This window comes from Bacillus sp. FSL L8-0654 (assembly GCF_038629965.1).
GTDB classification, from domain to species: Bacteria; Bacillota; Bacilli; order Bacillales; family Bacillaceae; genus Bacillus; species Bacillus safensis.
Window position 1 is genome coordinate 2,496,075 of sequence record NZ_CP152026.1, and the last position, 24,625, is coordinate 2,520,699.

Genomic DNA, 24,625 nt, shown 5'->3' on the forward strand with positions numbered 1-24,625 from the left:
CATCTAATCCTTAAAAAATAAAATTAGATGTCAATACAGTTGTATGAGGGAGGAAGTGAAAATATGATTGGTTTTCTCTAATGCAAAAAAGGCCGATATGTCTCCATATCGGCCTTTTGTTTTATCGACGTAGTTTTTGAAAAACCTTTTCCACTGTCTCAATCGTATATTCGATGTCTTCGTCTGTATGAGCTGTTGACAGGAATAGTCCTTCAAATTGAGAAGGCGGGAGGAAGATGCCGTGATCGGCCATTTCCTTGTAAAATTCAGCGAATAAAGCAAGATCAGCTGTTTTCGCTTTGTCATAATTGATCACTTCTTCATTTGTAAAGAAGAATCCGATCATGGAGCCCGCACGGTTAAACGTTAATGGAATTCCGTATGCTTTTGCCGCTTTCGAAATGCCTTCTTCTAAACGATCACCTTTTCGTTTAAATTCTTCATAAGACTCAGGTGTCAGCTGTTTTAGGGTTTCTAAGCCTGCTGTCATCGCAAGAGGGTTACCAGATAACGTTCCTGCTTGATAAATTGGACCGCTTGGCGCAATTTGTCTCATAATATCCGCTCTTCCGCCATAAGCACCGACTGGAAGACCGCCTCCAATCACTTTACCAAGGCACGTCAGATCAGGTGTGATGCCAAAATAGCCTTGCGCGCAGTGATAATCCACACGGAAGCCTGTCATGACCTCATCAAAAATAAGCAATGATCCGTATTGCTCCGTGATGTCTCTTAGTCCTTGCAAGAAACCTTCTTGCGGAGGGACAACCCCCATATTTCCTGCGACCGGCTCTACAATAACACCAGCGATATCATCTCCGAATTCTTGAAAAGCAACTTGAATACTTTCTAAATCATTGTACGGTACTGTGATTGTGTTACTTGCAGTCCCTTCAGGAACACCAGGACTATCCGGCAGTCCAAGCGTTGCTACTCCAGAACCCGCTTTAATGAGCAAAGAATCACCGTGGCCATGATAGCAGCCTTCAAATTTCACAATTTTATTTCTGCCTGTAAAACCACGAGCTAGACGAAGTGCACTCATCGTCGCCTCTGTACCAGAGCTGACCATGCGAATAACTTCGATGGAAGGAACCCGTTCTGATACAAGTTTAGCTAATTCATTTTCAACTAACGTAGAAGCACCGAAGCTTGTCCCATTTTCCGCTACTCGCTGAATGCTTTCAACGACACGGTCATTCGTATGTCCTAAAATAAGCGGTCCCCATGATAAAACATAATCGATGTATTCATTTCCATCAATATCATAGATCTTGGCGCCTTTGCCTCGCTCCATAAAAATCGGGTCTGTGTTGACTGATTTAAATGCACGCACAGGGCTGTTGACACCACCAGGCATTAATTGCTGTGCTTCTTCAAATGCTTGCTTTGATTTTTCATAGCTACGTCCCATTTCAACGTCCTCCTGTCTATCCGTTCTTTATTCTGAGAGCCATTTTGCTGCATCTTTTGCATGATACGTAATGATGAGTTCTGCTCCTGCACGTTTCATGCTTGTCAGCATTTCAAGAACAAGCTCTTTTTCAGAAATCCAGCCATTTTGAGCGGCGGCTTTCACCATCGCATACTCTCCGCTCACATTATAAGCAACAACAGGGAGTGTAAATTCATTTTTCACATCACGCATAATGTCTAAGTAAGAAAGAGATGGTTTGACAATCAAGAAGTCAGCTCCCTCTTCTACATCAGATTGCGCTTCTCTCAGAGCCTCTAAACGGTTTGCAGGGTCCATTTGATATGTTTTACGATCTCCAAACTGCGGTGTACTATGTGCCGCATCACGAAACGGACCGTAAAAAGCACTTGCATATTTCACCGCATATGACATGACAGGTACATGAATAAAGCCTGCTTCATCAAGTGCCTCACGAATGGCAACAACAAATCCGTCCATCATATTTGAAGGCGCGATGATATCTGCACCTGCACGCGCTTGGCTGACAGCAGTTTTCGCTAATAGCTGAAGAGATTCATCATTTAAAATTTCTCCATCTTCAACGATTCCGCAGTGTCCGTGATCTGTATATTGGCATAAGCAAGTGTCTGCAATGACCACGAGCTCTGGGAAATGCTTTTTGATTTCAAGCGTTGCTCTTTGAACAATGCCATGATCGTGATACGCCTCACTGCCTACATGATCTTTATGATCCGGCACACCAAAAACAATGATCGATTTGATGCCAAGATCAACAAGCTCTTGGACTTCTTCTTTCACGAGGTCTACAGAAATGTGATATACACCAGGCATTGAAGAGACTTCTTTTCGGACATTTTCTCCCTCTACAAAGAAGATCGGGTAAATGAAATCAGATGGTCTTAAAAAGGTTTCTCTGACTAATTCTCTCATTCCTGCGCTTGTCCGCAATCTGCGGTGTCTGTTAAATTTCATCAATGGTTCAACTTCCTTTCAGATAAACGGCACATTAAATCAAGCATTCCGTCTATCGTATAAGTATCTGGGGTTTCAGAAGAAATCCCGTATTGAAGCAGTGCCTCTTTTGTCAGAGGACCGATCGTCACAAAACAGGTGTCAGATGCAGCAAGCTTCGCTGCGTCTTGTTCCATCACATGCATAAAAGAATGAACAGTGGATGAGCTAGTAAATGTAATAAAATCAAATGATTGCTTCGTCATTGCCGTTTTAAGAGCAGCAATTCCTTCCTCATCCTTGACTGTTTCATATAAAATCCATTCTTTTACCTCTATGCCGAGCGGAATGAGGGTCTCTTTCACCACATCTCGTGACAGATGCCCTTTTGCTACAAACACACGCTCTCCTGGGCGTACATGGTCAAGTAATGCATCTGCCAGTTCCTCCGCTATAAATCGTTCTGGCACCACATCCACCTTCAAGCCGTGCTGCTCAAGATAGGCAGAGGTTTTCTCTCCTACAGCAGCCACTTTCAAATGGGTTAAGCTCTTATGTAAATGATGGTCTTTTATGTAATTCAGAAAAAAAGACGCACCATTCACACTCGTAAAAACAAGCCATTGGCTATTTTGTAAGTCCTTTAAAAAGGCCTGCAATTTTTCTTTTGTGAGCGTAGCCTCAAACCGAATAAGAGAGGTTAAAACCGCATGGCCGTTCAGCGCTTCGATCTTTTGCTGAAACACGCCCGCTTGACGTTCATTTCGAGTGACAAGCACCGTCTGTCCGTGAAGCGATTTGCCTATGCTCATTGAGACAGATCCTTTTTCACCTTGTCGATCAAATCCTTTGCTCCCTTATCGGCCATCTGCTTCGCACACGCTGTTCCAATGGCTTCAGGGTCAGTGCCTGTGACGGTTTCTCGAATAATCGTGTGGCCATCAGCAGATGCAACAAGACCTGTTAGTTCAATTTCATGCTGCTCATTCATCGTTGCATAGCCAGCGATCGGCACCTGACAGCTTCCATCCATTTGTTTGAGGAAGGCTCTTTCTGCAAGGACCGTTTTCTTCGTATATTCATTCGTAAATTGAGCAAGAAGCTTAAGCAGTTCTTCATCATCCCCGCGGCACTCAATCGATAGCGCGCCTTGTCCAACGGCAGGAAGGCAAGTCTCAGGAGATAAAAATTCCGACACGACCTCTTTGCTCCATCCCATTCTGGACAGACCGGCAGCCGCTAGAATAATGGCATCATACTCTTCATTTTTCAGCTTTTCCAATCTCGTATCAATGTTTCCTCGAATCCATTTAATCTCAAGATCTGGTCTTTCCTGAAGAAGCTGGGCGCTGCGCCGTAAGCTGCTTGTTCCTACAATTGCGCCCTTAGGCAGTTCGCTGAGACTTAGATGATCCTTCGAAATAAGTGCATCCCGCACATCTTCACGCTCAGGAATACAGCCAATAACTAAACCTTCTGGAAGAGCAGCCGGCATATCCTTCATGCTGTGCACCGCCATATCGATATCATGATTCAGCATCGCCTGCTCGATCTCTTTAACAAACAGTCCTTTTCCGCCAACCTTAGATAAAGTCACATCTAAAATTTGATCACCCTTTGTCACAATTTCTTTTATTTCAAAAGAATAAGAAGGGTTTAGTTCAGACAGCTTTTGAATGACCCATTTTGTTTGTGTAATTGCCAGCTTACTTCGTCTAGAACCTACTTTAATTGTACGCAATACGTCTTCCTCCCGACAATGCCTTTAAGACTCATCATTATTGAAACCAATGAAAGGTTGATAAGCTACCAAGCAGAAAATAATTGATCATCAGCACAAGAAATGAAGCGACATTCCAAAATGCCACGATTTTGCCCTGCATATTTCTCACCAATCTGATATATAAGTAAAAGCCATATAAAAACAGCATAATAAACGAACCAAGCACCTTTGCATCTGTCCAGTACAACGTATCATACGAAATATATGCCCATATGATGCCAAGAATTAAACTAAGCAAGAGCATAGGCACACCAATAATGTTTAATACGTACGCCATATGATCCAGCTTTGATAAGTCTTCAATTCTCAGAAGCCATTTTCCCCATTTTTTCTTTTTCAGCAAACGATATTGAAAGAGATAAAGCAGTGAAAACGCAAATGAAAGTGAAAAGGCACCGTAGGATAAAATCGCCATCGTAATATGAATCACGAGCAGTTCACTCGTCAGCTTCCCCGTTAGTTCTGCTGAATGGAGATCAGATGGTGTAAAGGTGTGAATCGCCATCATGGAAAAACCGATCACATTTGTAAAAAAGACAATAAATTCAACGCGCAATACCTTTGTGAGCACAAGAGACAGTGTCACAAGCACCCACGTATAAAAATATAACCCCTCTGCTACATTCAACACAGGGAATCGGTCTGTTTCCATCATAATATAGAACATGTAGACTGTTTGCAGCAGCCAGACAATAGAAAGCAACCAGAAAGCCATTTTTCCAGCCTTCCGGTTGTGTTGAAGAAAATCTATGAAATAGAACAAGACACTTAGTGCATAGATTAAGATCGTTGCTTCATTGAGTCTCGCTACAATGGATTCCATCATCGCTTAATCACTCACTGGCAACTGTAGCAAAGCCTTGCGCCATATTTGGTTTGAACAGCTGAAATGATCCTTGCTCCACCTGCATCGGCTCGACCTTTTGCTCTTCATCTTCAACCTGTAAATCAAAGATTTCTTTAAAGAGTAAAAGCTTTTCTTCTGCATCCGGCTCCGCGGCAATTTCTTTTGCCTTTAAGATAGGATCTTTCAGCATTTGGTTGATGATGCTTTTCGTATGTTTATTTAACAGCTTCATTTCACGGTTTGTGAGGTTTGGAAGCTTCCGCTCAATACTCTGCATCGTATCGGCTTGAATCGTGAGTGCTTTTTCTCTAAGTGCAGAAATGACCGGAACAACACCTAACGTATTCAGCCATTGCTTAAATTCCACAATTTCTGCTTCAATCAGAAGCTCAACCTGCTCAGCCACTGCACGGCGTTCTTTTAAGTTGGCAGCCACGATGCCTTCAAGGTCATCAATGTCATACAAAAAAGCTCCTTCTACTTCAGAAATAGCTGGATCTAAATCACGGGGTACAGCAATATCCACCATAAATAGAGGTCTGCCCTTCCGCTTTTTATTCGCACTTTCGACCATTTCTTTTGTAATGACAAATTGTTTCGCTCCCGTTGAGCTGATTAAAATGTCCGCTTCGGATAATGTTTTTTCTAATTGGTTTAAGCTCTTAGGCTCTCCTGAAAAACGACCCGCCAATTCCTTTGCCTTCTCAAACGTTCGGTTGATGACCGTTACTTGGCCAATTCCTTGACCTTGAAGGTTTTGAGCTGCCAGTTCGCCCATTTTGCCCGCACCAAGAATCAGGACATGCTTATCAGAAAGACGTCCAAAGATTTTTTTGGCAAGCTCAACAGCTGCATAGCTGACAGATACGGCATTAGACGCAATATCCGTTTCCGCATGAGAGCGCTTTGCAACGGTTACCGCCTGTTTAAATAAATAATTGAAAACGGTACCAATGGTCTTCTCCTCTTGAGCTACTTTAAAGCTGGAACGCACTTGACCGAGTATTTGCGTTTCACCAATGACCATGGAATCAAGTCCACAAGCCACACGGAATAAATGCTCAACCGCTCCATCGTTTTCATAAAACTTCAAATATGGAGAGACATCTTCCTTTTCTAAACCGAACCAATCGGCTAAAAATCTTTTTATATAAAACCGTCCAGTATGAAGCTGATCTACTACTGCGTAGATCTCTGTTCGATTACATGTTGAGATGACGATATTCTCTAGAATGCTTTTTTCTTCTTTAAGCTTGGACATCGCTGTTCCGAGCTCACTCGGTTCAAAGCTCAGCTGTTCCCGTATCTCAACAGGGGCTGTTTTATAATCTAAACCCACAACAAGAATATGCATAACTTCAGCTTGCACCCCCAACGCCCTGTCTAATTTATAATAATTACAATATAGAATTTATTATTTATAATGATTATAACATATATTCATTTTTAACTGGATAAAAATTGTGAACAGATTTCAAAAATGTTGTGATATAGTAGAAAAATGTTCGACACCAATTATGCCATATCATCACTTCAAGCAATTTACCAGATTTGGCGCGTGCGGACAAATGATCTGCTTAAAAGAAGGTGACATCTTTGAAGAAGAAATCCATTTTGCTGCCGCTCACTTTATTGGCTGTAGCGCTATATGCCATTCTCTCAGGAGGTCAATTTGACATTTGGAAGGATCAAGAGAAATGGTATACACTTGTACTGCTTTTTGGCCTCGCGTTCTTATATCAAGGAAAAAAGGAGCAAGAAAGCGCTCATGTGTTTATCGGTATGCTCATGACAGGCCTTTCGCTACACTTTATTCTACAGCCTAAATTGGACCACTGGCCTGACACATTTACAATGATTGTGTTCATCGTAGGACTTGCACTCTTTGTGAAATCATCTCAGAAAAAAGAATATCGAATTGAAAGTGTTGTGCTGATCGCACTCGGTTTGTTCCTTTATTTCTTTCAGCAAATTACAAAACAGCTAAGTTCCCTTTCGATCCCTGTTTCCGGCTTTGAATTGTACTGGCCTTATGTACTGATTGCTGTCAGTCTCCTCTTATTATTTTTAAAAAGGAAATAACTTATACAATAAAAAAGGCATCTGCTCATGGCAGATGCCTTCAGCGTAAAGACAAACCCTCCCATTCGGTGTCAGTCCTGCGTGCTGGTGCTCACGAATAGCAAATTCGCTCCGCGCCAGTACTCGTCCTTTCTAGACTTCAAGGGTTTTCTTATCACGCTGAAAAGAAGACAAAGAATAAAAAAAGCACCTGCTCATCGCAGATGCTTTTTTTAGCCGTTTACCTTCGCAAGAATCGCATTCCAGGCTTCATCTTTCCCCTTTTTTGTTTCAGAAGAGAATAGGATGAGTTCATCTGAAGGGTCAATGTCGAGCGTCTGTTTGACGACTTTCGCATGTTTTTCCCATTTGCCTTTTGGAATTTTATCCGCTTTTGTTGCGATGACGATCACGGGAACTCCGTAATATTTAAGGAACTCATACATGTTCACATCATCTACTGATGGCTTATGGCGCAGATCCACAATTTGGACGACTGCTTTTAATTCTTCACGCATTGTAATATACGTTTCGATCATTCTACCCCAGGCTTCACGCTCTGTTTTTGAAACTTTGGCAAAGCCGTAGCCCGGAACGTCCACAAAATGGAGCATATCATTAATAATGTAGAAATTAAGCGTCTGGGTCTTACCTGGTTTAGAAGACGTACGCGCTAAATTTTTACGATTAATCAATGAGTTGATGAACGAGGACTTTCCAACATTTGATCGTCCAGCAAGTGCGATTTCAGGCAGTCCGCCGCTCGGGTACTGCTCTGGTTTCACCGCACTAATGACGATATCTGATTTTGTTACTTTCATCTTCCCTCTCCTACCAATGCTTTCTCAAGCACCTCATCTAAATGTGAGACCGGAATAAAGGTTAGTCCTTCTCTCACACTTTCAGGAATATCATCAATATCCTTCTCATTGTCCTTTGGAAGAATAATGGTTTTCAATCCTGCACGATGTGCGCCTAATGCTTTTTCTTTTAGTCCGCCAATCGGAAGCACTCTTCCTCTTAACGTTATCTCTCCTGTCATACCAACCTCTTTTGACACAGGACGTCCTGTGAGTGCTGATACAAGAGCCGTCGCAATGGTGATACCAGCTGATGGCCCGTCCTTTGGAACCGCACCCTCTGGAACATGGATATGAATATCGTGCTTTTCATTAAAATTAGGATCAATGTTCAGTTCATCTGCTTTGGATCGAATATAACTGAATGCCGCCTGTGCAGATTCTCTCATGACATCACCAAGCTTACCTGTTAACAAGAGCTTGCCTTTACCAGGAGAAAGTGATACCTCAATTGATAAGGTGTCTCCTCCAACTGTCGTATACGCAAGTCCTGTGACAACCCCGACTTGGTCTGTCGTTTCAGCCTGACCATAACGGTAAAGTCTTTTTCCGAGAAATTCAGATAAGTTCTTTTCCGTCACTGTGATGCGCTTGCGGTCTTCAGCCACAATCGCTCTTGCCGCTTTTCGGCAAATGGCCGCAAGCTGACGCTCTAATCCACGAACTCCTGCTTCTCTTGTGTAATAGCGAATCATATCATAAATCGCTGCTTCACGAAGCTGCAAGTTCCCTTTCTTTAATCCGTGCTCCTTTAGCTGCTTCGGCAGAAGATGATCTTTCACAATCTCTGCTTTTTCAACCTCTGTATACCCTGCAATCGTGATAATCTCCATTCTATCACGAAGTGGACCTGGAATGGTTGCTAAATTGTTGGCAGTGGCAATAAATAACACCTGCGATAAATCAAATGTCTCTTCAATATAGTGATCGCTAAAGTTGTGATTTTGCTCTGGATCCAGCACTTCAAGCATCGCAGAAGACGGATCACCTCTAAAATCAGAGGACATCTTATCGATTTCATCTAAAAGAAACACTGGATTCATTGTGCCTGCCTTACTCATCCCGCGAATGATACGGCCTGGCATCGCCCCTACATACGTTCTTCTATGTCCGCGAATTTCAGATTCATCACGCACCCCGCCAAGAGAGATACGGATAAACTTTCGATCAAGTGATTTAGCAATCGATTTAGCAAGTGACGTTTTCCCTACCCCAGGAGGTCCTGCTAAGCAAAGAATCGGTCCTTTTAATGAATTGGTCAGCTTCTGTACAGCAAGGTATTCAAGCACACGTTCCTTGACTTTTTCCAGCCCATGATGCTCATCATCTAAAATTTCACTTGCAAGCTTTAAATCTAGACGATCTTCTGTATAGATGCCCCATGGAAGATTGATCAGCCAATCAATATAATTTCGAATGACAGAGCTCTCCGCAGAGCTTGAAGGAATTTTTTCATAACGGTTCAATTCTTTTAACGCCGTTTCACGAACAGACTCAGGCATGCTGGACTCTTCGATTTTAGACATTAATGAACTGACTTCGCCTGTTTTTCCTTCCTTGTCTCCAAGCTCCTTTTGAATGGCTTTCATTTGTTCACGCAAATAATATTCTTTTTGCGTTCGTTCCATTGAACGTTTGACGCGCTGGCCAATTTTCTTTTCAATTTCCAGCACTTCTTTTTCATTGTGGATTAAGCTGATGACACGATTCAGACGTTTTTTGACATCCACTGTTTCCAGTACTTCTTGTTTGTCCTTTAATTTGAGCGGCAGGTGAGAAGCAACGATATCTGCCATTCTCCCCGGTTCCTCAATATCCGTCACCGTTGCATATGTTTCAGCTGAGATTTTTTTTGAAATTTTTATGTACTGATCAAAGTGATCTAACAAAGTGCGCATGAGTGCTTCTGCTTCTGCGTCCTTTAACTCTTCTTCTGCCAATTCTTTAATATCGACGGACGTATAGTCCTCAAGCTCCACATATGACTCGATCTGCGCTCGATTTAAGCCTTCAACGAGTACACGAATCGTTCCATTCGGCAGCTTCAGCATTTGTTTGATTTTTGTGTAGGTGCCGACTTTGAAAATTTCCTCTTCACCTGGTTCATCTATTGAAATTTCCCGCTGTGTTGCTAGAAAAATCATATGATCGTTCATCATCGCCTGTTCTAATGCTTGAACAGACTTCTCGCGTCCAACGTCCAAATGCAAGACCATTGTTGGATAAACAAGCAAGCCTCGCAATGGGAGGAGCGGAACATTCTTTTTGATTTCATCTGCCATGTTGATTGACACCTCCGTCACTAGTATGAATCATTATAATATACCTGTTTCAGTCTTGTACAATGTAAAAGACTTGAGAAATGATGATCTTACCGTAGTATACCCTTTCTTTTTATCTTGAAAAAGAAAAAAAGATCTATTTCACTAAAAAATCCCCATATGTGATGGGGATTAAACAGATTTTCTTTTCATTTCCTCTTCTAGTCCATCTTTCTTCTCATCTGGCGGGTTGACCAAACAGTGATCCAGCACCTCTTGGAAGTGCTTCACAGGCACAATAGTGACGCCTTCAATCTCTTTTAAGATCGACTGCTGGTTTTCATAAGGAATAATCACGGTTGTGGCACCAGCTTGTTTCGCCGCCTTAATCTTCGGTATCACACCGCCGATCGGCTTCACCTGACCCTGCAATCCGATTTCACCCGTCATTGCTGTCAGATGATCAATCGGGATTTGATGAATGGCAGAGAAAATCGCCGCCGCCATGGCAATCCCAGCAGACGGTCCATCAATAGGGGCACCGCCTGGAAAATTAATATGGATGTCATATTCATTTGTCCGTATCCCTAAGTTTCTCAGCACTGTTAATACATTTTCAACAGATCCTTTTGCCATACTTTTTCGTCGAATAGATTTAGACTGACTGCCAATGCTTTCTTCTTCTGCAATGCCTGTAATGTTGATACTTCCTTTTTCGAGTGCCTTACATATATTCACTTCAATCTCGAGCAAGGCACCGCTGTTTGGTCCGTAGACTGCCAGACCATTCACTACACCGACTTTTGGCTTTTCCGGTACTTTTTGTTCATATCTTGGTGTCAGCTGGCTTGAGTGAATGACCCACTCGACATCGGCGATCGTGATGTCTTTTCTGTTTTCCGTGACGGCCATTCCAGCGGCGATCTGCACCATATTGACTGCTTCACGGCCATTTTTCACATAAGAGGTTAACAGGTTCAGCCCTTCATCACATAATTCCTTTTGGATTTTCTGGACAGCCTTAGCAGCGACAATTTTCAGTTCATGCTGGTCAAGGTCCTTAAAGAAAATTTCCAAACACCTCGATCGAATCGCTGGGGGAATTTCTTCAGGTGTTCTTGTCGTGGCGCCTATCAATCGAAAATCAGCCGGAAGTCCATTTTGAAAAATGTCATGAATGTGATTCGGAATTTGAGTGTTCTCCTCACTGTAGTAGGCGCTATCTAAAAATACTTTCCGATCTTCAAGGACTTTCAGCATTTTGTTCATTTGAATCGGATGCAGTTCCCCAATTTCATCGATAAACAGAACCCCGCCATGCGCATGCGTAACGGCTCCTTGTTTTGGCTGCGGAATGCCTGCCTGTCCCATCGCTCCCGCCCCTTGGTAAATCGGGTCATGCACAGAACCAATGAGCGGGTCTGCGATGCCCCGTTCATCGAATCTTGCGGTTGTGGCATCGAGCTCCACAAATACCGCATCTTTCTTAAACGGTGAATCAGCATGACGTTTCGCTTCTTCCATGACAAGACGGGCAGCGGCTGTTTTTCCAACCCCCGGTGGTCCATAGACAATGACATGCTGAGGATTCGGTCCGCACAGCGCTGCTTTTAGAGCACGAATGCCGTCTTCCTGCCCTACAATATCTTGAAACCCCTTTGGCCGGACTCTCTCTGATAAAGGCTCACTCAGCTTGATTGACCGCATCTTTCTGAGTGCTTCCATTTCTTTTTTTGATTCTTTGTCTATCGTCACCTTTTGTGTGCGCTGATTTCGCAGTAAGTTCCAAAAGTACAGCCCGATGACGATACCAAAGAACAGCTGTATAAATAATACGATTCCTGTCCAGCTCAATCGGTGCTCCCTCCTTCATCTATCGTATGTATTGGTTTCTGTCTGCTAGTATTTCCTAGAGCTGGACGGAATAAACACGTCTTCGACGATAAATAAAAAACTCCTGAATCAAAATGATTCAGGAGCGAGACTTCTCTTATGCAGATGTTTTAGTATCTTTGTTGACGACTGTGCCATCCTTTAACACAAGACGCGGCGGCTCACCATCAGCAACCGTTGCACCAGTGATGACACATTTTTCAATATCATCACGAGATGGAAGGTCAAACATGACATCAAGCATGATGCCTTCAATGATCGAGCGAAGACCACGAGCTCCTGTTTTACGCTCAATTGCCTTTTTCGCAATTTCGCTAAGAGCATCTTCTTCAAATTCAAGCTCTACATCGTCAAGCTCAAGCATTTTTGTATATTGCTTAACAAGCGCATTTTTAGGCTTCGTCAAGATTTCTACAAGTGCTTTTTCATCTAACGGCTCTAGGCTTGCAATAACCGGCAGACGACCGATGAATTCTGGAATTAAACCGAAGCGAAGCAAGTCTTCTGGCAGTACTTTTGATAGAAGGACTTCTTTTTCAAGATCTTCGACTTTATTTTCCGCACCGAATCCAATTACTTTTTGACCTAAGCGGCGTTTGATGATTTGCTCTATCCCGTCAAAGGCTCCTCCACAAATGAAGAGGATGTTCGTCGTATCAATTTGAATGAATTCTTGATGCGGATGCTTACGTCCACCTTGAGGCGGTACACTAGCGACTGTTCCTTCAAGAATTTTCAAAAGGGCTTGCTGGACGCCTTCCCCAGATACATCGCGAGTGATAGAAGGGTTTTCTGATTTTCTTGCTACTTTATCGATCTCATCGATGTAGATAATGCCTTTTTCCGCTTTTTCTACATCATAATCCGCTGCCTGGATCAGCTTTAGTAAAATATTCTCTACGTCTTCACCAACATAACCCGCTTCAGTTAATGATGTTGCATCTGCGATCGCAAATGGCACATTTAAAATACGTGCAAGTGTTTGAGCAAGTAATGTTTTACCGCTTCCTGTTGGTCCAATCATAGAAATATTACTTTTCGAAAGCTCAACATCATCAATCTTGCTGTTGGAATTGATCCGTTTGTAGTGGTTATACACCGCTACAGCTAAGGATTTTTTCGCATTGTCTTGTCCGATGACATATTCATCAAGAATCTCCCGAATTTCATGAGGCTTCGGAACATCCTTGAATTCAACTTCTTCCTCTGTGCCGAGCTCTTCTTCAACTATTTCCGTGCAAAGCTCGATACATTCATCACATATATATACGCCAGGTCCTGCGACCAGTTTACGCACTTGATCTTGCGTTTTTCCGCAAAACGAGCATTTTAATTGACCTTTTTCCTCGTTGAATTTAAACATTCTTTCACCCCTTATTCTTCTTCACTTGCCTGTAGCTAACAGTCAGCTACCTTTCTGGGTCCAGTATGTATGCATTTTACCATACTTTCCTAAAAGACGGTAACGATGTGTTTCTAACACTGCACATTGAGATATGTATGACAGAAAGATGCGACTTACACTATCGTTTCCAAAAGAAGCGATGATAAGTCAAAAATTGTACAAAACAAGGCACGAGTCACTCGCGCCCTGTTTTATTATTATGCACCATATTAACGGTTTTCTACAAGAAAATCAATTGCTTTACGAACTTTTAGATCTTCTTTCATTGCTTCAGTAGATCCGATCGCTTGTTTGATATTTTCAATTGGCATGTTGTATGCTTCAGCCATTTTTGAAAGTTCTTCTTCCACTTCTTCGTCAGACACTTGTAAGTTTTCTGCAGCAGCAATTGCTTCAAGTGTTAGGTTAGATTTTACGCGTTTAGCAGCATCTTCTTTCATTTGCTCTTTCAGCGCATCTTCATCTTGTCCAGAGAATTGGAAGTAAAGCTCAAGGTTCATTCCTTGCATTTGAAGACGTTGTTCGAATTCTTTCATCATGCGGTCTAGCTCAGTGTCAACCATCGCTTGTGGGATGTCAACTTCCGCATTTTCAGAAGCTTTCGCAACTAGCTCTTCACGAAGTTTTCCTTCTGCTTCGTTTTCTTTTGCTTCTTCAAGACGTTTCTTCGTTTTTTCAGTTAACTCAGCAAGCGTTTCTACTTCTTCATCAACATCTTTAGCGAACTCATCGTCAAGTGCTGGAAGTTCTTTTGCTTTGATTTCATGAATTTTCACTTTGAATACAGCTGGTTTACCTGCAAGGTCTTCAGCATGGTATTCTTCTGGGAATGTAACTTCTACGTCTTTTTCAGCGCCAGCTTCAAGACCAACTAATTGCTCTTCGAAACCAGGGATGAATGAACCAGAACCTACTTCAAGAGAGTAGTTCTCAGCTTTTCCGCCTTCGAATGCTTCTCCATCAACGAATCCTTCGAAATCAAGAACAACTGTATCGCCGTTTTCGATTGCGCCTTCTTCTTTGACAACAAGCTCAGCTTGACGGTTTTGCATGCCTTTAAGCTCTTCTTGTACATCTTCATCAGTAACAGCTGTGTCGTCTTTTTCTACGTTAAGACCTTTGTAGTCACCAAGTTTTACTTCAGGCTTCACTGTTACTTTTGCAGTGAAGATTAAGCTTTCGCCTTTTTCGATTTTCTCAACATCGATTTCAGGGCGGTCAACTGGCTCGATACCAGCTTCGTCGATTGCTTTTGGATATTCAACCGGAAGAAGAATATCTAATGCATCTTGATAAAGAGATTCTACACCAAAACGCTGCTCGAAAAGACCACGTGGTACTTTCCCTTTACGGAATCCAGGGATCGATACTTGCTTAACCACTTTCTTAAATGCATCATCAAGTGCTTTGTTAAATGTTTCAGCGTCAACTTCTACAGTTAGTACGCCTTCGTTACCTTCTTGTTTTTCCCATTTTACTGACATGTGTGTTTCCCTCCAAAAATCTATTCAGATTGTGCGTTGCTCCATTCTAAAGCATCATAAAGACTTCGTCCAATCAAAAACCACGCACTCCGCTAAGAAGCTTGCATTATGTATACAACATTTGACTTGATTATACATATCGTCTTTCAACCGTTGGAATCTGACAACTGCACTATATATGCACAAATACAACCATTATATTATAACATAACAAGTCCGTCTTTCAACTAAATCGACAAATTACAAATAAGAAATTTCTTCAATATCTTTCAGCATTGTGCAAGCTTCTCTCAGCTCTCGTTCGTTAAATTCATACAATAGATGCAATTCTTCGAGTTCAATCTCAATCCCATGCATTTCATAGCCGACTTTATGAAGTGCCGCTGCCCAAAGACTCGGATCTGTGTATTTAGGAAGAAATGGATACAGCACAAATAAGTGCCGGCGCCATAACTCTTCCACGGCTTGGTAAAGGGTCGGATTCTCATTGCCAAGCGTGTCATCAAGCATACGAAGGACTTGCTGAAGAAGCGGCATCTGCTCTGGCTTTACAGCCTCAGAAGGAATAAGGGTTAAAGAATCACCGAATTTTGTCACATGAACCGGTTTTGCCACATCATGCTCTGCCAGAAGCTGCAGGATCATTGATTTGACCAAAGGGTTCCCATCAGGATTTTGTAAGATGGTATTTAATAGACCCATATGCGGTGTAATATTCCGGTCTTTCAATGAATGAATGAACTGGACCTGTTCTTCCGGACGCTTCAGCATATCATCTATGTTGACCTCACTTCCGGCGTCCTCATCTTCATCTAAAATCTCTTCAGGTGATTCGATCATTTTTCTGCTAAATTCGAGCAGCTTGTAAAAATGCTCCGCACTTTCTGCCGGAAGATGGTTTTCCTCGAGCACAGCCTCAATTGTCTGTTTGACTTCTTCATATTCTTTCAGCTGAATGAGGATCGTCATATACACTTGGAGCACAGTGAAATAGTGGCCATATCCTTCATGCAGCATTTTTTCACAAACACGCTTTGCATCCTGTAGCTCACCCAGCTCCAGAAAACAAATGGCCATTCCAAGGTGAATATCGGATTCTTCATCGTCATCGTACGATTTAGCTTCTGAAAACAAGTGAAGCGCCTCTTGATACTGTTTATCTTTTAATGCTGCCATTCCTTTTTCAATCAGTCTTTCTTTCAGACCAGGAAACAAAATGACATTATCTTTCTTCTTGTCATGCTTCATGCTTACGTTCCTTTCGGGCGCATATTTTTTATCAGTTTACCAACGAAGATTAGTAAACACAAGTAACGAGAGGTTTTCATGCAAAAAAGAAGCCGTCACACCTCGGGCGGACAGCTTCTCGTTGCTTAAGCGCGCAGCCAGCTGCTGCGCTTTTCTTCAAATGCTTGAATGTCATCTTCTAGAAGTAATGTTAATGAAATCTCATCATAACCATTTAGGAGCATTTCTCTCCAGTGAGGGTCGACTTGAAAAGGGGTGATATTCCCTTCATGATCTTCTATCTGCTGTTTTTCAAGATCAACCGTCATCTCATACCCTTTGTTCTCATATGACGCAGCGAAGGTTTTCCACACATCATAATCAAGGCGAATCGGAAGCATCCCATTTTTAAAGCAGTTTTGATGAAATATATCTGCGAATGATGGTGCGATGACAATTTTAAAGCCATAATCATCAAGCGCCCAAGGAGCATGCTCCCTAGATGATCCGCAGCCAAAGTTCTCCCCTGCGATCAAAATGGATGCTCCTTCATAGATCGGCTGATTCAGTTCGAAATCTGGATTTGGGCTGCCATCGGCTAAATAACGCCAGTCGAAAAAGGCAAAGCGGCCATATCCTGTTCGTTCGATTCTTTTTAAAAATTGCTTTGGAATAATTTGATCTGTATCTACATTGATACGGTTAAGCACAGCGGCTTTTCCTTTATGAGTGACTAAAGGCTCCATCTATGACAACTCCTTACACGACTGTTTTCTCTTGATTAAACTTCCTGACATCGACAAAGCGGCCATGTATCGCAGCCATTGCAGCCATTGCAGGGCTGACAAGATGCGTTCTCGCACCCTTCCCTTGACGCCCTTCAAAGTTACGGTTTGATGTGGACGCGCAGCGTTCGCCCTCCGGTACCACATCGTTATTCATACTAAGGCACATACTGCAGCCTGATTCTCTCCATTCAAATCCTGCTTCAAGGAAGATTTCATGAAGACCTTCTTTTTCTGCTTGCAATTTGACACTTTGTGAGCCAGGCACCACAATCGCTCTGACATGATCTGCTACTTTTTGTCCTTCAATCATAGAAGCAGCTTGACGTAAATCAGTCATTCTTGAGTTCGTACATGAGCCGATAAAGACATGCTCAATCGTAATATCTTCTATACGCTGATGCGGGTGGACACCCATGTATTCGTAAGCACGAATTGCTTCTTTTTGATCATCTTCTTGTGCAAAGTCCTCAGGTCCTGGGATTGATGCATCCACAGGCAGTACCATTCCTGGGTTAATTCCCCACGTAACCATTGGTGAAATCTCATTTCCATCTAACACAATGGTTTTATCGTAGGTTGCACCTGGATCTGTTCTAAGTTCTTCCCATTCTTTAATAGCTGCTTCGAAGTCTTCACCCTGCGGTGCATATTTGCGGCCGCGGCAGTATTCGAAGGTGACTTCATCAGGTGCAATCAATCCTGCTCTTGCGCCTGCTTCAATTGACATATTACAAACGGTCATCCGCTCATCCATCGTCATGTTTCTGAATACTTCCCCAGTGTATTCAATGACATAACCTGAGCCGAACTTCACGCCGTGCGCACCAATGACGGCTAAAATGACATCTTTGGCGGTTACCCCTTTTTGAAGCTTTCCGTCTACTCTAATTTCTAGCGTTTTCGGACGCTGCTGCCAAAGTGTTTGTGTAGAAAGTACATGTTCAACCTCACTAGTACCGATCCCAAAGGCAAGTGCACCAAACGCGCCGTGAGTTGATGTATGACTATCTCCACAAACGATTGTTTTCCCCGGAAGTGTCAATCCAAGCTCAGGTCCAACGACATGGACGATTCCTTGGTCAACACTGTGAAGGTCAGCAAGACGAACGCCAAATTCCGCACAGTTGCGCTCTAAGGCACTTACTTGCTTTTTAGCAATCTCATCTTTGATCACAAATCGATTCACAGTTGGGATGTTGTGATCCATCGTCGCAAACGTGTTTTGAGGTCTTCTCACCTTGCGCCCTTTTTGTCTTAATCCTTCAAATGCTTGAGGTGATGTCACTTCATGCACCAAGTGCAGATCAATATATAAAAGGTCTGGTTTTCCCTCGCCGCTTTTGACTACATGCTGATCCCATATTTTTTCGATGATTGTTCGAGGCATAACCCTTTTCCTCCCTCTACCTAATTCCACAAGATTCTATTTACACAATGGTTTGCACGCGCTGCTTGAGTGCGTCTACAACCGCATTAGTGATTTCTTCAGTCGTTTGATAAGTTCCCTCTTTTGCTGCTAAATCTTTTGTTCGTTTGCCAGAGGCAAGAACAGCTTCGACAGCTTCTTCTATTGCAGCCGCTTCTTCTTCTAATGAAAAGGATGTTCTAAGCAAGCTTGCTGCTGATAAAATAGTTGCCAGAGGGTTTGCAACGTTTTGCCCCGCAATATCGGGTGCTGAACCATGAATTGGCTCATATAAATGAAGGCCTGTGCTTGATAAACTAGCAGATGGCAGCATGCCGAGTGATCCAGTAATCATCGAAGCTTCATCGCTTAAAATGTCACCGAACATATTCTCTGTCACAATAACATCAAATTGAGCGGGCTTGTAAATCAGCTGCATGGCAGCATTATCGACGAGCATATGCTCAAATTCAACGTCTGGATATTGAGCAGCAACTTCTTCTACTGCATCCCGCCATAGTTTACTAGAAGCAAGGACATTCGCTTTATCCACAGACGTCACTTTTTTCCGTCTTGTTAAGGCCATGTCGAATGCTTCTTTTAATACGCGGACAATTTCTTCCTTTGTATAAAGGAGCGTATCAACGGCAGCTTCTTTTCCTTCATTATCCGTATAGCGTTCGCTTGGTTCACCAAAATAGAGACCGCCTGTTAATTCACGAACGATGACGAAATCAACTCCGTTAATATGATCTTGTTTTAACGGAGATGCCTCGCTTAAGCTATCGAACACCTTTACAGGGCGGATGTTGGCAAATAAGTCCAGCTGTTTACGAATGGCGAGCAGGCCTTTTTCTGGACGGAGCTCTGGCGGGTTTTGATCCCACTTTGGTCCGCCGACTGCTCCTAATAAAATCGCATCAGCGTTTTTGCATACATCTACTGTTTCCTTTGGAAGCGGGTTGTTTTTTTCATCTATTGCGATACCGCCAATGAGCGCAGTTTCGAATTCAAATTCGTGCTTAAATTGCGCCGCCGTCTCTTGAAGGACAGCGACCGCAGATGTCACGACTTCCGGTCCGATTCCATCGCCGGGCAAAAGTGCAATTTTCTTTTTCATGAGAACCTTCCTCCTTTCCTATGAGATCGCGTGATGTTTCTCAATTTCAATCAGATTTGATTTGAAGATTAAATGTCTGTTCACTGCATTGACGTAAGCTTTTGCTGATGCTTCAAGTACATCTTGCGCTACACCGCGTCCTGCTGTTTCTTTTCCTTCTATTGAAACAGTGACATATACTTCAGCTAGTGCATCTCTGCCTTTTCCATTTGATTGAATGCGGTAGTCCAGCAAATGAATTCTTTCTTCCATACAGCGCTCAAGCGTGTTGTACACAGCTTCTACACTGCCTGCACCTGTAGCTGCTTCTTGAATGACTTCCTGCGTTTCTTGATTTTTCAGAGAAACTGTTGCTGTTGGCATTTGTTCTGTTCCATAGTGCACTTGCAGACTTTCAAATTCGTAGCCGATTTTTCGGTCTGCTACTTTTTCTTCTAATATAATAGAGATCAAGTCATCATCTGTAATTTCTTTCTTCTTCTCTGTCAAGTTCTTGAAAGTCTCAAAGAATTTATTGATTTCGTCTTCCGTTAGTTTAAAGCCTAGTGTTTTCATACGGTCTTTAAACGCGTGTCTTCCGGAGTGTTTTCCAAGGACAAGCACATCTGTTGTCACGCCGACAAGCTCTGGAGAAATAATTTCATAGGTTGTTTTTTCTTTGAGGAAACCATCTTGGTGAATACCTGATTCATGTGCAAATGCGTTGTTTCCAACGACTGCTTTATTACGCGGCACAATCATTCCTGAGTATTTGCTCACTACATCACTTGTACGCTTAATTTCATTCAATTGAATCGTTGATTCGACCTGGTAAAAGTCTTTTCGAATATGAAGAGCTACTGCAATTTCTTCTAACGCGGCATTTCCAGCGCGCTCGCCAATTCCGTTGACAGCCGTTTCAATTTGATCTGCTCCATTTTCAATGGCAGCAAGTGAGTTTGCTACAGCCATTCCTAAATCATCGTGACAGTGAGCGGACAAGTTGACGCGGTCGATATTTGGAACGTGTTCCTTCATATATTTAAAGATGTTTCCGTACTCTTTTGGCGCTAGGTATCCAACTGTATCTGGCAAGTTAATGACACTCGCCCCAGCGTCAATCACCTTTTCTACAATTTCTGCCAAGAAAGCAAGATCTGTACGGCACGCATCTTCTGCTGACCATTGGACAACTGGAAAACGTTCTTTCGCATATTTCACCATTGCGACTGCCTGTTCTACGACTTCTTCACGTGTTTTCTTGAGTTTATGCTTCAGGTGAATGTCAGAAGTGGCAATAAAGACATGAAGCCTTGGCTCCACTCCATCTTTTAATGCTTCCCATGCAGCATCAATGTCACCTTTCACACATCGTGCAAGACCAGCTACAGAACAGCTTTTAATCGTTCTTGCTATTTCTTGTACGCCTAAGAAATCCCCTCGGGATGAAGCGGGAAAACCCGCTTCAATGATATTAACCCCAAGGCGCTCAAGCTGCTTTGCAATGATTAGCTTTTCTTGTGCATTTAAGTTCACTCCTGGAGATTGCTCTCCATCTCGAAGTGTTGTGTCAAAAAAATTAATTTTCCGCACCGACGCTCACCGCTTCCTTTTTCTTTCCTTGTTTAACGAAAGGCATCATTTCACGAAGCTTTCTACCAACGATTTCAATTTGGTGCTCATTTTCATTTGCATTGATTGCATTGAAACGCGGACGATTCACTTGGTTTTCAACAATCCATTCTTTTGCAAATGTTCCGTTTTGGATATCAGTCAAAACAGCTTTCATTGATTCTTTTACTTTTGCATCCACAACACGAGGTCCTGATACGAAGTCACCCCATTGTGCTGTATCAGAGATTGAATATCTCATGCCTTCTAATCCTTCTTCATACATAAGGTCAACGATTAATTTCAGTTCATGCAGACACTCGAAGTATGCAAGCTCTGGCTGATAACCAGCTTCTGTTAACGTTTCGAATCCTGCTTTTACTAGTGAAGTAAGACCTCCACAAAGAACTGCCTGCTCACCGAATAGATCCGTTTCTGTTTCTTCTTTAAATGTTGTTTCAAGAACGCCCGCTCTTGCTCCGCCGATCGCTTTTGCATAAGCAAGTGCTTTGTCTTTCGCTTGGCCAGATACATCTTGATAGATAGCAAATAGGGCAGGTACACCAGCGCCTTGCTCATATGTTCTTCTCACAAGATGTCCTGGACCTTTTGGAGCTACAAGATACACGTCTACGTCACTTGGAGGAACAATTTGATGGAAGTGAACGTTGAATCCGTGTGCGAATACAAGTGAGTTGCCAGCTTCTAATTGATCTTTGATTTCTTCATCATATACTTTCTTTTGCTGCTCATCTGGAAGTAGTACCATGACTACGTCTGCTTGTGCTGCTGCTTCTTTTACTGTGAACACTTGATGGCCGTCTTCTTGTGCTTTTGTATAAGATCCGCCTTTTCTCACGCCGACAATAACATCTACGCCACTTTCTTTTAAGTTCAACGCATGTGCATGACCTTGTGAACCGTAACCAATGATTGCTACCTTTTGACCATTTAATACGTTTTCTTGAATATCACCGTTATAATATACTTTTACCATTTGACTCTCTCCTTTTGTTTAGACAATTGAAATTGTTTTATTTGTTTGCGGCTTTTGCTGATTATCTCTCGCAAAGGCCGTGGTGCCAGTTCTGGCGACTTCTTTAATGCCGTATGGCTTAAGTAATTCAATGAGTGCTTCAATTTTTGAAGACTCACCTGTCACCTGAATGACGACACTCTCTCTGCTTACATCTACAATAGAAGCTCTAAAAGGTTCAATGACCCCTGTGATCTCCATTCTTGATGCTGGTGCAGATACGACTTTTATCAAAGCCAGCTCTCGCTGAACGATTGATTGGTTTGTAATGTCTGTTACTTTCAGAACATCGATTTGTTTGTTCAGCTGTTTTGTCAGCTGTTCGATGTCTTTCTCCTGGTCTACATGGACGACGAACGTGATGCGTGATACATCTTGAATCTCAGAATGGCCGACCGTAATGCTTTCAATGTTGTAGTGTCTTTTAGTAAAGAGGCCTGTGATTCTGTTCAGTACGCCTGATCGATTTAATACAGTCAACACAATAATTCTTTTCAAGGTTTCACCCCCACCATCTCATGAAGTCCTTTCCCCGGTGCTACCATCGGGAATACTTTTTCATCTCTCGCTACATTGACATCGATGAAAACAGGCTCTCTAGAGGTTAAGGCTTCTTCAAGCTTTTCTTTCGCCTCTTCGTCTGATGAGATTCTGATTCCTTTAATGCCATAAGCTTCAGATAATTTGACGAAGTCTGGCTGCTCTGAAAATTTAGAATGTGAGTAGCGTTCTTCGTAGAAAATTTCTTGCCATTGTCTTACCATTCCAAGGCTGTGATTATTGAGTACAATCACTTTGACTGGAAGGTTCAGCTCACGGATAACGGCAAGTTCTTGCAGGGTCATTTGGAAACCTCCGTCTCCTAAAATTGCCACAACAGTTGCCTCTTGATCAGCCAGCTGAGCGCCGATGGCTGCTGGTAATCCGAAGCCCATTGTGCCAAGACCTCCAGATGTGACCCACTTATCTGCTTTTTCAAATGGATAGAACTGCGCAGCCCACATTTGATGCTGTCCGACATCAGTTGCGACAATGGCTTCACCTTTTGTGAATTGATGAATGTATTCAATCAGCTTTTGAGGCTTAAAGCCTTCTGCTTCGTTTTCAACGTACCAGAGTGGATATTCTTCCTTCCACTGATCTAATTGATTTTTCCATTCGTCTGATTCCCCTTGCTTCCCGTCTTGCTTGATCAGTTCTTCAAGAACGAGCTTACTGTCTCCAACAACCGGGATATGGGTATGAATGTTCTTGCCGATTTCCGCTGGGTCGATGTCAATATGAGCCACCTTCGCATGTTTCGCAAAATGATTGAGGTTGCCTGTTACCCTGTCATCAAATCTTGCTCCGATTGAAATGAGCAGATCACATTGATGAAGAGCCATGTTCGCTGCATATGTGCCATGCATACCAGCCATCCCTAGGAAAAGAGGATGCTTTGCCGGGAATCCGCCAAGTCCAAGCAGTGTATGTGCGACTGGGATTTGCTGCTGCTCTACATACTGTCTTAATTCTTCAGATGCTTTGCCATGAAGTACGCCGGCTCCTGCTAGAATGACTGGTTTTTTCGCTCTGCTGACAGCTTCTACTAATTTGCGAATTTGCAAATAGTTCGGCTCTACTTTTGGCTGATAACCAGGTAAATCAATTGGCTGATCATATTCAAAGGTTCCTTCAATGCCTGCGACATCTTTTGGAATATCAATTAAGACTGGACCAGGTCTGCCTGTTGTTGCGATATGGAATGCCTCTTTAATGACACCCGGTAATTCCTCTGGATTCCTTACCTGGTAGCTGTGCTTTGTAATTGGCATTGTGATGCCGAGTACATCTGCTTCTTGGAATGCATCCGATCCAATGACTGACGTTGCCACCTGCCCTGTGAATACAACAAGGGGAAGTGAATCAATCATCGCATCTGCAATTCCTGTCACAAGGTTTGTCGCTCCCGGCCCTGATGTGGCAATGACCACACCCGGTTTACCAGATACTCTTGCGTAGCCTTCTGCTGCGTGAATCGCTCCCTGCTCATGTCTTGGCAGGACATGAAATAAACCAGAATCGTAAATTTTATCGTAGATTGGCAAAACTGCTCCGCCCGGATAGCCGAAAATGACTTCTACTTTTTCTCTTTTGAGTGCTTCAATTAACATGAGTGCACCGTTCATCGTTTGTGGTGCTTTTGATTTTTCCGTCTCCATTTGTACATTTGTCCCCATTTGATTTCCTCCTCTTTGTCTTGCTTCAGTCAAGTCCTTTCACCCTTTTCCATTCAAGATAGAGATATGAGACCATATAAAAAAGCCTTCTCACCCCACAATGACACTACTTTTCACTAGGTCAAAGGGGCGAAAAAGCTTTGTTTTTCGCGGTACCACCCTTGTTCACGGCAAACCCTGCTGCCGTCTCATGGACATCTTTCGTCCATTTTGGTAACGAGTGAGCAATGTCACTCGGCCTGCCCTACTATCATTTC

At 42.8% G+C, this 24,625-nt stretch carries 20 protein-coding genes and 1 other annotated feature (1 of these 21 running past the window's edge); of the genes, 1 reads left to right on the forward strand and 19 read right to left on the reverse strand.

The features are described 5' to 3' along the window. Positions 1 to 121 precede the first annotated feature (121 nt). The 6 genes from hemL to hemA are packed head-to-tail and all read right to left on the reverse strand — an operon-like array spanning position 122 to position 6,373. Positions 122 to 1,414, reverse strand: a complete 1,293-nt coding sequence (gene hemL, locus MHH65_RS12895) for a glutamate-1-semialdehyde 2,1-aminomutase (protein ID WP_024427834.1) — start codon at positions 1,412 to 1,414, stop codon at positions 122 to 124. Positions 1,415 to 1,441: 27 nt separating this feature from the next. After that, positions 1,442 to 2,410, reverse strand: a complete 969-nt coding sequence (gene hemB, locus MHH65_RS12900) for a porphobilinogen synthase (RefSeq protein WP_029706177.1) — start codon at positions 2,408 to 2,410, stop codon at positions 1,442 to 1,444. Beyond that, positions 2,410 to 3,201: a uroporphyrinogen-III synthase gene (locus tag MHH65_RS12905; RefSeq protein ID WP_268414567.1), complete on the reverse strand. Its 792-nt coding sequence runs from the start codon at positions 3,199 to 3,201 to the stop codon at positions 2,410 to 2,412. The genes hemB and MHH65_RS12905 overlap by 1 nt, the downstream gene beginning before the upstream one ends. After that, positions 3,198 to 4,130 carry a hydroxymethylbilane synthase gene (hemC, locus tag MHH65_RS12910; RefSeq protein ID WP_268414569.1) on the reverse strand — a complete coding sequence of 311 codons (933 nt, stop codon included), beginning with the start codon at positions 4,128 to 4,130 and terminating at the stop codon, positions 3,198 to 3,200. The genes MHH65_RS12905 and hemC overlap by 4 nt, the downstream gene beginning before the upstream one ends. A gap of 37 nt (positions 4,131 to 4,167) precedes the next feature. Then, a complete protein-coding gene (locus MHH65_RS12915; protein ID WP_025092450.1) occupies positions 4,168 to 4,998 on the reverse strand; it encodes a cytochrome c biogenesis protein in 831 nt (276 codons plus the stop codon). Between the two features lie 7 nt (positions 4,999 to 5,005). After that, positions 5,006 to 6,373, reverse strand: a complete 1,368-nt coding sequence (gene hemA / locus MHH65_RS12920; protein WP_034621145.1) for a glutamyl-tRNA reductase — start codon at positions 6,371 to 6,373, stop codon at positions 5,006 to 5,008. Positions 6,374 to 6,615: 242 nt separating this feature from the next. On the opposite strand from hemA, the gene MHH65_RS12925 reads away from it, so the two are divergent. Beyond that, a complete protein-coding gene (locus tag MHH65_RS12925) occupies positions 6,616 to 7,101 on the forward strand; it encodes a hypothetical protein (RefSeq protein WP_024423176.1) in 486 nt (161 codons plus the stop codon). A 212-nt stretch (positions 7,102 to 7,313) separates the two neighbouring features. On the opposite strand, the gene yihA is transcribed toward MHH65_RS12925, so the two are convergent. From yihA to ilvB, 13 genes are all read right to left on the reverse strand, one after another. Then, complete coding sequence (yihA, locus tag MHH65_RS12930; protein ID WP_024423177.1) at positions 7,314 to 7,901, reverse strand: ribosome biogenesis GTP-binding protein YihA/YsxC; 588 nt, start codon at positions 7,899 to 7,901, stop codon at positions 7,314 to 7,316. Then, entirely contained in the window at positions 7,898 to 10,222 is a 2,325-nt protein-coding gene (gene lon / locus MHH65_RS12935) for an endopeptidase La (RefSeq protein WP_024423178.1), read from the reverse strand. Before lon ends, yihA begins: the two co-directional genes overlap by 4 nt. Before the next feature lie 171 nt (positions 10,223 to 10,393). Next, complete coding sequence (gene lonB, locus MHH65_RS12940) at positions 10,394 to 12,055, reverse strand: ATP-dependent protease LonB (protein WP_061109431.1); 1,662 nt, start codon at positions 12,053 to 12,055, stop codon at positions 10,394 to 10,396. A 136-nt stretch (positions 12,056 to 12,191) separates the two neighbouring features. Continuing rightward, entirely contained in the window at positions 12,192 to 13,457 is a 1,266-nt protein-coding gene (clpX, locus tag MHH65_RS12945; RefSeq protein ID WP_024423180.1) for an ATP-dependent protease ATP-binding subunit ClpX, read from the reverse strand. Positions 13,458 to 13,708: 251 nt separating this feature from the next. Then, entirely contained in the window at positions 13,709 to 14,983 is a 1,275-nt protein-coding gene (gene tig / locus MHH65_RS12950; RefSeq protein ID WP_034279803.1) for a trigger factor, read from the reverse strand. Positions 14,984 to 15,223: 240 nt separating this feature from the next. Continuing rightward, the gene (ddcA, locus tag MHH65_RS12955; protein ID WP_024423182.1) at positions 15,224 to 16,231 is read right to left on the reverse strand and encodes a DNA damage checkpoint antagonist DdcA; all 1,008 of its coding nucleotides are present in this window, start codon (positions 16,229 to 16,231) and stop codon (positions 15,224 to 15,226) included. 125 nt (positions 16,232 to 16,356) lie between these two features. Further along, a complete protein-coding gene (leuD, locus tag MHH65_RS12960) occupies positions 16,357 to 16,956 on the reverse strand; it encodes a 3-isopropylmalate dehydratase small subunit (protein WP_024423183.1) in 600 nt (199 codons plus the stop codon). 13 nt (positions 16,957 to 16,969) lie between these two features. Continuing rightward, positions 16,970 to 18,385: a 3-isopropylmalate dehydratase large subunit gene (leuC, locus tag MHH65_RS12965; protein WP_024423184.1), complete on the reverse strand. Its 1,416-nt coding sequence runs from the start codon at positions 18,383 to 18,385 to the stop codon at positions 16,970 to 16,972. 40 nt (positions 18,386 to 18,425) lie between these two features. Further along, the gene (leuB, locus tag MHH65_RS12970) at positions 18,426 to 19,523 is read right to left on the reverse strand and encodes a 3-isopropylmalate dehydrogenase (RefSeq protein WP_268414570.1); all 1,098 of its coding nucleotides are present in this window, start codon (positions 19,521 to 19,523) and stop codon (positions 18,426 to 18,428) included. An 18-nt stretch (positions 19,524 to 19,541) separates the two neighbouring features. After that, a complete protein-coding gene (locus tag MHH65_RS12975; RefSeq protein ID WP_070326431.1) occupies positions 19,542 to 21,095 on the reverse strand; it encodes a 2-isopropylmalate synthase in 1,554 nt (517 codons plus the stop codon). Beyond that, the gene (ilvC, locus tag MHH65_RS12980; protein WP_024423187.1) at positions 21,082 to 22,110 is read right to left on the reverse strand and encodes a ketol-acid reductoisomerase; all 1,029 of its coding nucleotides are present in this window, start codon (positions 22,108 to 22,110) and stop codon (positions 21,082 to 21,084) included. Before ilvC ends, MHH65_RS12975 begins: the two co-directional genes overlap by 14 nt. An 18-nt stretch (positions 22,111 to 22,128) precedes the next feature. After that, the gene (gene ilvN, locus MHH65_RS12985) at positions 22,129 to 22,647 is read right to left on the reverse strand and encodes an acetolactate synthase small subunit (RefSeq protein WP_007501584.1); all 519 of its coding nucleotides are present in this window, start codon (positions 22,645 to 22,647) and stop codon (positions 22,129 to 22,131) included. Continuing rightward, the gene (gene ilvB / locus MHH65_RS12990; RefSeq protein WP_268414571.1) at positions 22,644 to 24,368 is read right to left on the reverse strand and encodes an acetolactate synthase large subunit; all 1,725 of its coding nucleotides are present in this window, start codon (positions 24,366 to 24,368) and stop codon (positions 22,644 to 22,646) included. Before ilvB ends, ilvN begins: the two co-directional genes overlap by 4 nt. A 122-nt stretch (positions 24,369 to 24,490) precedes the next feature. Further along, positions 24,491 to 24,625: a binding site (T-box leader), on the reverse strand; it runs 112 nt beyond the window's last position.

Coding starts and splice junctions, on each gene's coding strand:
- leuB (WP_268414570.1), bottom strand. CDS start 19,523: ATGAAAAAGAAAATTGCACTTTTGCCCGGCGATGGAATCGGACCGGAA.
- ilvB (WP_268414571.1), bottom strand. CDS start 24,368: ATGGGGACAAATGTACAAATGGAGACGGAAAAATCAAAAGCACCACAA.
- leuC (WP_024423184.1), bottom strand. CDS start 18,385: ATGCCTCGAACAATCATCGAAAAAATATGGGATCAGCATGTAGTCAAA.
- leuD (WP_024423183.1), bottom strand. CDS start 16,956: ATGGAGCCTTTAGTCACTCATAAAGGAAAAGCCGCTGTGCTTAACCGT.
- hemA (WP_034621145.1), bottom strand. CDS start 6,373: ATGCATATTCTTGTTGTGGGTTTAGATTATAAAACAGCCCCTGTTGAG.
- ilvC (WP_024423187.1), bottom strand. CDS start 22,110: ATGGTAAAAGTATATTATAACGGTGATATTCAAGAAAACGTATTAAAT.
- MHH65_RS12905 (WP_268414567.1), bottom strand. CDS start 3,201: ATGAGCATAGGCAAATCGCTTCACGGACAGACGGTGCTTGTCACTCGA.
- hemL (WP_024427834.1), bottom strand. CDS start 1,414: ATGGGACGTAGCTATGAAAAATCAAAGCAAGCATTTGAAGAAGCACAG.
- hemB (WP_029706177.1), bottom strand. CDS start 2,410: ATGAAATTTAACAGACACCGCAGATTGCGGACAAGCGCAGGAATGAGA.
- tig (WP_034279803.1), bottom strand. CDS start 14,983: ATGTCAGTAAAATGGGAAAAACAAGAAGGTAACGAAGGCGTACTAACT.
- clpX (WP_024423180.1), bottom strand. CDS start 13,457: ATGTTTAAATTCAACGAGGAAAAAGGTCAATTAAAATGCTCGTTTTGC.
- MHH65_RS12915 (WP_025092450.1), bottom strand. CDS start 4,998: ATGATGGAATCCATTGTAGCGAGACTCAATGAAGCAACGATCTTAATC.
- lon (WP_024423178.1), bottom strand. CDS start 10,222: ATGGCAGATGAAATCAAAAAGAATGTTCCGCTCCTCCCATTGCGAGGC.
- ddcA (WP_024423182.1), bottom strand. CDS start 16,231: ATGAAGCATGACAAGAAGAAAGATAATGTCATTTTGTTTCCTGGTCTG.
- yihA (WP_024423177.1), bottom strand. CDS start 7,901: ATGAAAGTAACAAAATCAGATATCGTCATTAGTGCGGTGAAACCAGAG.